Here is a 9,219-nt window from a genome sequence, read left to right on the forward strand (position 1 = left end):
TTCATCGGCGGCAAATACATCGGCGGCAGCGAAGACTTGGAAGCTTACTTGGCTAAAAACTAATTGCCTGTATGCTTGAGACGGCTTGAAAAGGCCGTCTGAAAGATAAAATATAGAGTTATTCAGACGGCGTTTACAATTCGGCGTTCTGAATAACTCTATATTCGCAAGTAGAATTTGAGATTATTGTTTTAAATTGATATTTAGTAATTGGCTATTAATTTTTATTTTTCGATAGTCAATAAAAATTTTGCCGTCTGAAACTGAATAAGCTGATGGCAATATCGGTTTGGATATAGACAGTAAGGATAAAATATGAAAAAGATTCAAGCAGATGTGGTAGTACTGGGTGGTGGTACAGCCGGTATGGGCGCATTTCGCAATGCCCGACTTCATACAGACAATGTTTACCTGATTGAAAACAATGTATTCGGAACAACTTGTGCGCGTGTCGGCTGTATGCCGTCCAAATTGCTGATTGCGGCTGCGGAAGCGCGCTATCATGCTCTGCATACTGATCCGTTTGGCGTGCATTTGGATAAAGACGGCGTAACGGTAAACGGCGAAGAAGTCATGCACCGCGTGAAGTCCGAACGCGACCGTTTTGTCGGTTTTGTGGTCAGCGATGTAGAAGAGTGGCCTGCCGACAAGCGCATTATGGGTACGGCAAAATTTGTTGACGAACACACCGTCCAAATCGATGACCACACTCAAATCACTGCAAAAAGTTTTGTGATTGCTACCGGTTCGCGCCCTGTGATTTTCCCTCAGTGGGAAGTTTTGGGCGATCGCTTGATTGTGAACGATGATGTTTTCTCTTGGGATACCCTGCCTAAGAGTGTGGCCGTATTCGGCCCTGGCGTAATCGGCTTAGAGTTGGGTCAAGCTTTACACCGTTTAGGCGTGAAAGTTGAAATTTTCGGCTTAGGCGGCATCATTGGCGGTATTTCCGACCCTGTTGTTGCTGAAGAAGCCAAAACTGTTTTTGGTGAAGAGTTGACTTTGCATTTGGATGCCAAAACCGAAGTCAAATTGGATGCGGACGGCAATGTTGAAGTTCATTGGGAACAAGATGGCGAAAAAGGCGTGTTCCATGCCGAATATGCTTTGGCTGCCGCCGGTCGCCGTCCGAACGTGGATAATATCGGTTTGGAAAACCTGAATATCGAAAAAGATGCACGTGGCGTGCCTGTTGCTGATCCGTTGACCATGCAAACCAGCATTCCGCACATCTTCATCGCAGGCGATGCGTCCAATCAATTGCCTCTGCTGCATGAAGCTGCCGACCAAGGCAAAATTGCCGGTCACAATGCCGCTATTTTCCCGAATATTGAGGGCGGTTTGCGCCGTAGCGTAATCGGCGTGGTGTTCACTAATCCGCAAATTGCCACTATCGGCTTGAAATACGCGCAAGTTACGGCGAAATATCAACCTGATGAGTTTGTAATCGGCGAAGTTTCCTTCCGAAATCAAGGCCGCAGCCGCGTTATGTTGGTAAACAAAGGCCATATGCGTTTGTATGCTGAGAAAGCGACCGGCCGTTTCATTGGTGCGGAAGTTGTCGGCCCTGCTGCCGAACATTTGGCACACTTGATGGCTTGGGCGCATCAAATGAAGATGACGATTCCGCAAATGCTGGATATGCCGTTCTACCATCCGGTTATCGAGGAAGGTCTGCGCACTGCATTGCGTGATGCCGATGCAAAATTGAAACAGGCTTGATTATTTGATGGAATAAAGGCCGTCTGAAACTTGTAGTGAGGTTTCAGACGGCCTTTTTTATGCTGTGAAGTTGTTAAATCAATTCTAAATCTGGACCGGCATTTTGCGCACGACGGCTTCGTAATTGAATGTCTAAGCGCAAGTCATGGGCGGAGTCGGCATTTTTAATGGCGTCTTGATAGCTGATATCGCCGTTTTCATACAAATCATATAAGGCTTGGTCAAAAGTAATCATGCCCATGCCGGTTGATTTTTTCATCATTTCTTTGATGTTGTGGACTTCGCCTTTTTGAATTAAGTCGGCAATAATCGGTGAATTGAGCAAAACTTCGACCGCCGCCACACGACCCCGGCCGCTTTCACGGGGAATCAGTCGTTGTGAAATAAAGGCTTGCAGGTTGAGCGACAAGTCGGTCAGCAACTGGGTACGGCGCTCTTCGGGGAAGAAGTTGATGATGCGGTCGAGCGCTTGGTTGGTACTGTTGGCGTGCAGTGTCGCCATACACAAATGGCCGGTTTCCGCGAAGGAAATGGCGTAGTCCATGGTCTCGCGGTCTCGGATTTCACCAATCAGGATAACATCCGGTGCTTGGCGCAGGGTATTTTTCAATGCAATCGGCCAATTTTCGGTATCTACGCCGATTTCACGTTGGGTAATGATGCAGTTTTTGTGTTGGTGGATAAACTCAATCGGGTCTTCGATGGTAATAATGTGGTCGAAGCTGTTTTCGTTTCGATAGTCGATAAGGGAGGCGAGGGAAGTGGACTTACCCGAACCTGTACCGCCGACAAAAATAACCAGACCGCGTTTTCTGAGGGCGATGTCTTTCAGAATAGGAGGCAGATTGAGCGTTTCAAATTTAGGGATATTACTGGTAATGGAACGGAATACCAAAGCAGTTGCACCGCGTTGAACCATGGCATTGACACGGAAGCGGCTGGTATCGGGCAGGCTGATGGCGAAGTTGCATTCGTTGGTGGAAGAAAATTCTTCGATTTGTTTGGAAGACATAATCGAAAAAGCGATTTCCATACATTTTTCAGCACTCAGCGGCTCATCGCTCAGTCGCATGATTTTGCCGTCCACTTTCATGGCCGGCGGGAAATTAGTGGTAATGAAAAGGTCGGAGCCTTTGTATTTGTTCATGTGGCGTAGCCAAGTGAACAATTCTTCTTTTGCGCCCGGAGTATTTTCGTCAAACATAAGAATTCAGATAGTTAATGTTAAGTTATTTTATTGAGAATAATTATAACAGAAGCAATCATTATTTGCTGTTTTGCCACTAGAGTGGCTATCTGTTTTAAATTGAGTGTCGTGCTGGGAATATAGCAGATTTTTCAGCATCCCTGTGATTTTAAATTCTGCTGTTATAATGTTGCCCGATTAGTGAATGGAAAGGTAATGAGATGTCAGTACAAACAATTGCCGTGGTCGGCGCAATGGAACAGGAAATCGAGCTTTTGCGTGAAAGCATGGCCAATGTCAAGCATGTGTCTTTCGGTAAATTCTCGGCGTATGAAGGTGAATTGGCCGGAAAACGCATGGTATTGGTTTTGAGCGGTATCGGCAAAGTCAATGCGGCGGTTTCGACTTCTTGGGTCATTCATCAGTTTGCACCGGATTGCGTTATCAATACCGGCAGTGCAGGCGGTTTGGGTAAGGGCCTGAAGGTCGGTGATGTGGTCATCGGTGAAACTGTGGCGCATCACGATGTTGACGTAACGGCTTTTGGTTATGTTTGGGGGCAAGTACCGCAACTTCCTGCTGTGTTCGTATCAGATGAGAACCTGATTCGCCAAGCAGAAAAGGCGGCGCAAGTGTTTGAAGGTGCGACTGTAACTCAAGGCCTGATTGTCAGTGGCGACCGTTTTGTACACGGCAGCGAAGGTGTCGCGGAAATCCGCAGCCATTTTCCTGACGTAAAAGCAGTGGAAATGGAAGCTGCGGCGATTGCGCAGACTTGTCACCAGTTGGAAGTGCCGTTTGTGATTATTCGTGCCGTATCCGATTCGGCAGATGAGAAAGCGGACATCAGCTTTGAAGAGTTTTTGAAAACGGCGGCCGTCAGCTCGGCGAAGATGGTGACCGAGATTGTCAAATCGCTATAAAATCATGCAAAAGCGTTGAATTTCCGTTAGAATACGGAACGATTCAACCTTATTCTAAGGCCGTCTGAAAACCGAATCCCTGTTTTTTCAGACGGCCTTTCAGCCTTTAATTGCATTTATCTTAATAACAATATGAAAAACATACGGAATTTCTCCATTATTGCCCACATCGACCACGGCAAATCGACGCTTGCCGACCGTTTTATCCAATACTGCGGCGGTTTGGATTTGCGTGAAATGAGTACGCAGGTGCTCGATTCCATGGACATCGAAAAAGAGCGCGGCATTACCATTAAAGCGCAAACCGCCGCGCTCAACTATAAAGCACGTGACGGGCAGGTGTATCAGCTCAACCTGATTGATACTCCGGGACACGTCGACTTTTCTTACGAAGTCTCCCGTTCGCTGTCCGCCTGCGAAGGCGCGCTTTTGGTCGTTGACGCATCGCAAGGCGTGGAAGCGCAAACCGTGGCGAACTGCTATACCGCGATTGATTTGGGCGTGGAAGTCGTGCCTGTTTTGAACAAAATTGACTTGCCTGCCGCAGAACCCGAGCGCGTGGAGCAGGAAATTGAAGACATCATCGGTATTGATGCCGTTGGTGCGGTACAGTGTTCCGCTAAAAGCGGCATTGGTGTGGAAGATGTTTTGGAAGAAATCGTTGCCAAAATCCCTGCGCCGACCGGCGATGAAAATGCGCCGTTGCAAGCGGTTATTGTCGATTCATGGTTTGACAACTATGTCGGCGTGATCATGTTGATTCGTGTGAAAAACGGCACCATCAAGCTGAAAGACAAAGTGCGCTTTATGAGCACCAAGGCGGAAACGCAGGTTGAGCAGCTGGGCGTATTCACACCAAAATCAGTTCAAAAACAAGAACTCAAAGCCGGAGAGGTGGGCTTTTTGATTACCGGCGTGAAAGAATTGGGTCAGGCGAAAGTCGGCGATACGGTTACGTTGGTTGCCAACCCCGCTTCTGAGCCGCTGCCCGGCTTCCAAGAAGTACAAAGCCAGGTATTTGCAGGCCTTTATCCGGTGGAAAGTCACGACTACGAAGCCTTGCGCGATGCGTTGGAAAAATTGCAGCTTAACGATGCTTCGTTGAAATTTGAGCCTGAAGTTTCCCAAGCATTGGGTTTCGGCTTCCGTTGTGGCTTCTTGGGTCTGTTGCACTTGGAAATCGTGCAGGAACGTTTGGAGCGCGAGTTCGACATGGACTTGATTACCACCGCGCCAACGGTGGTTTATGAAGTCGTGTTGAAAAACGGCGAGAAAATCGAAGTTGAAAACCCGTCCAAACTGCCTGAAATCAGCACCATCGAAACCATTCTTGAGCCGATTATCACTGCGACCATTCTTGTGCCGCAGGAATATGTCGGCAACGTCATGACTTTGTGTAACCAAAAGCGCGGCGTTCAGGTCAATATGCAATACATGGGCCGCCAAGTCATGCTGACTTATGATTTGCCAATGAACGAAGTCGTAATGGATTTCTTCGACAAACTTAAATCCACTTCGCGCGGTTATGCTTCGTTGGACTACCATTTCAAAGAATTCCAACCGTCTGATTTGATTAAGCTCGACATTATGGTCAACGGCGAAAAAGTCGATGCCTTGAGCCTGATTGTACACCGTCAAAGCGCCGTTCACCGCGGTCGCGAGCTGGCATCGAAAATGCGCGAACTGATTCCGCGCCAGATGTTTGATATTGCCGTACAGGCCGCTATCGGCAGTCAGATTATTGCCCGTGAGAACGTCAAAGCCCTGCGTAAAAACGTTTTGGCGAAATGTTACGGCGGCGATATTACGCGTAAGAAAAAACTTCTTGAAAAACAAAAAGCAGGTAAGCGCCGCATGAAACAAGTGGGCAATGTGGAAATTCCGCAAAGCGCATTCTTGGCGATTCTGCAAGTGAGTGATAAATAATGAGTATAAATCTGACTTTAGGCGCAATCGTTGTACTGCTTGCCGGCTTGGTCCTCAACTTCAAAAGCAGCAAAGAGCGTCAGGAAAATGGAGAATGGAGCTCCGGCCTGCAATGGAGTTATCTTCTGTGCATGGTCGGCGTATTCGGCATTTTGTCCGAGTTCATGAGCTTTACCGCCGTATTGCTGGTGTTTGTCGTGTTTACCGGTATTGTTTGGGCAATCCATAAAGGCCGTCTGAAAAAAAGCGAGACCGGCGAAGACAATGCACATTTTACCGACTATATGGGCGGCTTTTTCCCCATCATCTTGGTTATCTTTGTGTTGCGCAGTTTTATTGCCGAGCCGTTCCAAATTCCGTCCAGCTCCATGCGTCCGGGCTTGGTCAAAGGCGATTTTATCTTGGTGAACAAATTCTCTTACGGTATCCGCCTGCCGATTTTGAATAAGGTCGTTATCCCAGTCGGCAACATTGCCCGAGGCGATGTTGTGGTGTTCAATTACCCACTTCAGCCTGAGATGAATTATATCAAGCGTATCGTCGGTATTCCGGGCGACGTTGTGGAATACCGTGATAAGGTTTTGACTGTTAATGGTGAAATTATTTCCGAAAAACCAAACGGCAATTATCAATACGCAGATGATACTGATCCGTCTATGATTCATACGCTTGAGCGTTTTCAGACGGCCTTGAACGGCAAAAACTTTGATGTGGTTAAAGAGGCCGGTCAGCCTTCCGTATCTATTGCCGTATTGAACAAATACACCTCCGAAGTGATGCCTGAAAGCAATTACTCGCTTGAAACAAGCGGTTTGGAAAATTGCGAATACGCAGAAGACGGCAATGGCTTTATCTGTAAAGTTCCTGAAGGCCATTATTTCGCTATGGGTGACAACCGCGACAACAGCGCCGATTCTCGTTACTGGGGATTTGTCGATGACAAGTTGATTGTCGGTAAAGCCTTCTTTGTTTGGATGAACTTTGGCGAACTTAGCCGTATCGGTACCAGTATCAAATAAGCAATAAACAGATTAAAAGGCCGTCTGAAATTTTTCAGACGGCCTTTTTTGTATTTATTTTTTGTCTTTTAACGAACCTAAATAAATCCCTAATAAAGTTAAAGTGGCGCCGCTCCATTGGATGGCATTAATCGGTTTATCCAACCAGAAATAATCGATCAACATGGCGGCGACTGGTTCGGAGAGAAGCAAGAGTCCGGTCAGTGATAAGGATAAAAGCGGGATGGCGTAAGCAATCAATGCCCAAGCGAAGCATTGCATGACGATGCCGTAGATGGAGACTAGAATCACATCGTTTAAAGTTTTGGGGTAAAGATGGGCGGCATCGAATAGCAGCGATGGGATGACCAGCGCCATTGCGCCGCCAAAGCTTAAAATCATCATCAGCGGAAACAAACCGACTTTTTCCTGCTCATGGGTTTTGCGTACGAAAACCATAGACAGGGCCAGCATGGCACCGGACACTACGCCGCTGACAAATCCCCATGCGGCATTGTCGTTATGACCGAACTCTGGGCTGCCGATTAAGGCTACGCCTATGGTGGCCAATATCAAACTTAAAATTTGCAGGGCGCTTAGACGTTCCGAATAAAAGAAGAAGCCGATGGCGGCTAAAAAGAAAATCTGCAGGCTGTTGAGCAAGGTGGAAATGCCGGGGCCTACGGCGTGAATGCTTTCATGCCAAAGGGCGAGGTCGAATGCGAGGAAAACGCCGGATAAGACTGCGTAGCCGACTGTTTTTCTTTTCGTGGGTATTTTTTGTCTGAAAAAACGCCCGAGCAGAAAGAATATAGGGGCGGCGATCAGCAAGCGCCAGAATGCGATGGCGTAAGGGCCGACATCGACAAATTTGACGATCAAACTGCCTAAGCCGAAGACGACGCAGCCGATGACCAATAGGGGCGCTGCATAATTTCCCGAACGTGTGTTCATCGGCTTCTCCAAGAATCAAATGAAGGCGATTATTCCATAAAAGATAGCTGGGGCGCTAATGATAAATAGTCGTAAGCCAAGATAAAGGGTTTATGATGAAAGGCCGTCTGAAAACTGTTTCAGACGGCCTTTTGATGATTTTCTGGCTTGATTTCGTATTGTTGTAGTATAAAATCGTTTTACGCCGTGTTTTCAGACGGCCTGATCAGTTTTGGTTTTGAGAAAAGGATATTGGAAATGGCAAACCCTATTCGTGCGTTTTTGGATTATGTGCCGTCAGTTGATGAGTCTTGTTTTGTAGATGAGACTTCGGTAGTGATTGGCGAAGTGTCACTGGCGGAAGATGTATCAATTTGGCCTTATGCTGTATTGCGCGGCGATGTGAACAGTATTTCTATCGGCAAGCGCAGCAATGTGCAGGACGGCAGCGTTTTGCATGTGTCGCATAAGAATGCGGCGAAGCCTGACGGTTCGCCTTTGATTATCGGCGATGATGTGACGATTGGGCATAAGGTCATGCTGCATGGCTGCCGAATTGGGAATCGTGTGTTGGTGGGCATGGGCTCGATTATTTTGGATGATACGGTTGTCGAAGATGATGTGATGATAGGCGCGGGCAGTTTGGTGCCGCCGCGCAAGCGTTTGGAAAGCGGTTTTTTATACGTCGGCTCGCCTGTGAAACAAGTGCGTCCGCTGACGGATGAGGAAAAGGCATTTTTGACGTATTCCTCTGCGCATTATGTCCGCCTGTCCGGTCAGCATAAAATGTCAAAATAAGGAAAACCAATACAATGAACGCAATTTATCTGGCTTCGGGCAGTCCGCGCCGTCGTGAGATTTTGGAGAATTTGGGTTTCACGGTACACCGCCTTCCTGCGGATATTGATGAAACCCCTAAAGAAGGCGAAGCCGCAGTAGAGTATGTGCGCCGTATGGCATGCGAGAAAAATCAGGCGGCGGTGGCGCAATGGTTTGCTGCTCATGATCAAGAGCCTGAGTTTGCTCTATTGACGGCGGATACGACGGTGGCGGATGGTGCGGCTATTTTGGGTAAACCGGAGTCCGAGGCTGATGCGGTCGATATGCTGGAACGCTTGTCCGGACGGACGCATCAAGTATTGACGGCTGTATGCGTTTACTGGCAAGGAGTACGTTATGATGTGGTGCAGACGAGCGAAGTGCGCTTTAAAACGTTGACGGCTGAGGAGATTGCAGCCTATGTTGCCAGCGGCGAACCGATGGACAAAGCCGGTGCGTATGGGATTCAGGGCTTGGGCGGCGTATTTGTCGAGCATTTGCAGGGTAGCTTTACGGGCGTGATGGGTTTGCCGGTTTATGAGACCGCGCAACTATTGAAATCCTTGGGTTTGGAAGCGCCGCCGTTTGCTTAAAATTAGGCAAATGCCGTCTGAAAGCGTGCCGACAAAAACGCTTGTTTCAGTTACAATACTGCCTTAAACAGCTTGCTTGAAGAAAGATATGAAAGAACATAAGGCCCGGAAACGCTTCG

Annotated in this window: 8 protein-coding genes; 6 read left to right on the top strand and 2 right to left on the bottom strand. The window is 47.7% G+C overall.

Annotated features, from left to right (window positions below):
• Window positions 1–315: 315 nt before the first annotated feature.
• Complete coding sequence (locus ACTHSP_RS14360) at window positions 316–1,722, top strand: dihydrolipoyl dehydrogenase (RefSeq protein ID WP_314511771.1); 1,407 nt, start codon at window positions 316–318, stop codon at window positions 1,720–1,722.
• Between the two features lie 73 nt (window positions 1,723–1,795).
• Here ACTHSP_RS14360 and ACTHSP_RS14365 read toward each other — a convergent pair whose 3' ends face one another.
• Window positions 1,796–2,926: a PilT/PilU family type 4a pilus ATPase gene (locus ACTHSP_RS14365; RefSeq protein WP_314511769.1), complete on the bottom strand. Its 1,131-nt coding sequence runs from the start codon at window positions 2,924–2,926 to the stop codon at window positions 1,796–1,798.
• 203 nt (window positions 2,927–3,129) lie between these two features.
• On the opposite strand from ACTHSP_RS14365, the gene ACTHSP_RS14370 reads away from it, so the two are divergent.
• The 3 genes from ACTHSP_RS14370 to lepB all read left to right on the top strand — a co-directional run bounded on the left by ACTHSP_RS14370 (window position 3,130) and on the right by lepB (window position 6,776).
• Window positions 3,130–3,831 carry a 5'-methylthioadenosine/adenosylhomocysteine nucleosidase gene (locus ACTHSP_RS14370; RefSeq protein ID WP_314511767.1) on the top strand — a complete coding sequence of 234 codons (702 nt, stop codon included), beginning with the start codon at window positions 3,130–3,132 and terminating at the stop codon, window positions 3,829–3,831.
• A gap of 132 nt (window positions 3,832–3,963) precedes the next feature.
• Window positions 3,964–5,757, top strand: coding sequence for a translation elongation factor 4 (lepA, locus tag ACTHSP_RS14375; RefSeq protein WP_440346325.1), 1,794 nt, complete (start codon window positions 3,964–3,966; stop codon window positions 5,755–5,757).
• A complete protein-coding gene (gene lepB, locus ACTHSP_RS14380; protein WP_314513295.1) occupies window positions 5,757–6,776 on the top strand; it encodes a signal peptidase I in 1,020 nt (339 codons plus the stop codon). Before lepA ends, lepB begins: the two co-directional genes overlap by 1 nt.
• A 54-nt stretch (window positions 6,777–6,830) precedes the next feature.
• Here lepB and ACTHSP_RS14385 read toward each other — a convergent pair whose 3' ends face one another.
• Window positions 6,831–7,709 (bottom strand): DMT family transporter, encoded by an 879-nt coding sequence (locus tag ACTHSP_RS14385; RefSeq protein WP_314513292.1) that lies wholly within the window; start codon window positions 7,707–7,709, stop codon window positions 6,831–6,833.
• A gap of 237 nt (window positions 7,710–7,946) precedes the next feature.
• Here ACTHSP_RS14385 and ACTHSP_RS14390 point away from each other — a divergent pair, with 237 nt between their 5' ends.
• Together ACTHSP_RS14390 and ACTHSP_RS14395 are read left to right on the top strand one after the other, a co-directional pair.
• Window positions 7,947–8,486, top strand: coding sequence for a gamma carbonic anhydrase family protein (locus tag ACTHSP_RS14390; RefSeq protein ID WP_314513290.1), 540 nt, complete (start codon window positions 7,947–7,949; stop codon window positions 8,484–8,486).
• 14 nt (window positions 8,487–8,500) lie between these two features.
• Window positions 8,501–9,100, top strand: a complete 600-nt coding sequence (locus tag ACTHSP_RS14395) for a Maf family protein (protein ID WP_314513287.1) — start codon at window positions 8,501–8,503, stop codon at window positions 9,098–9,100.
• The last annotated feature ends 119 nt before the right edge of the window (window positions 9,101–9,219 follow it).

The sequence above is a fragment of the Neisseria sp. P0001.S005 genome, from assembly GCF_051963715.1.

Excerpts from the sequence above, each read along its gene's own strand:
- ACTHSP_RS14390 (WP_314513290.1), top strand. The coding sequence starts at position 7,947 with ATGGCAAACCCTATTCGTGCGTTTTTGGATTATGTGCCGTCAGTTGAT.
- lepB (WP_314513295.1), top strand. The coding sequence starts at position 5,757 with ATGAGTATAAATCTGACTTTAGGCGCAATCGTTGTACTGCTTGCCGGC.
- ACTHSP_RS14365 (WP_314511769.1), bottom strand. The coding sequence starts at position 2,926 with ATGTTTGACGAAAATACTCCGGGCGCAAAAGAAGAATTGTTCACTTGG.
- ACTHSP_RS14370 (WP_314511767.1), top strand. The coding sequence starts at position 3,130 with ATGTCAGTACAAACAATTGCCGTGGTCGGCGCAATGGAACAGGAAATC.
- ACTHSP_RS14385 (WP_314513292.1), bottom strand. The coding sequence starts at position 7,709 with ATGAACACACGTTCGGGAAATTATGCAGCGCCCCTATTGGTCATCGGC.
- ACTHSP_RS14360 (WP_314511771.1), top strand. The coding sequence starts at position 316 with ATGAAAAAGATTCAAGCAGATGTGGTAGTACTGGGTGGTGGTACAGCC.
- ACTHSP_RS14395 (WP_314513287.1), top strand. The coding sequence starts at position 8,501 with ATGAACGCAATTTATCTGGCTTCGGGCAGTCCGCGCCGTCGTGAGATT.
- lepA (WP_440346325.1), top strand. The coding sequence starts at position 3,964 with ATGAAAAACATACGGAATTTCTCCATTATTGCCCACATCGACCACGGC.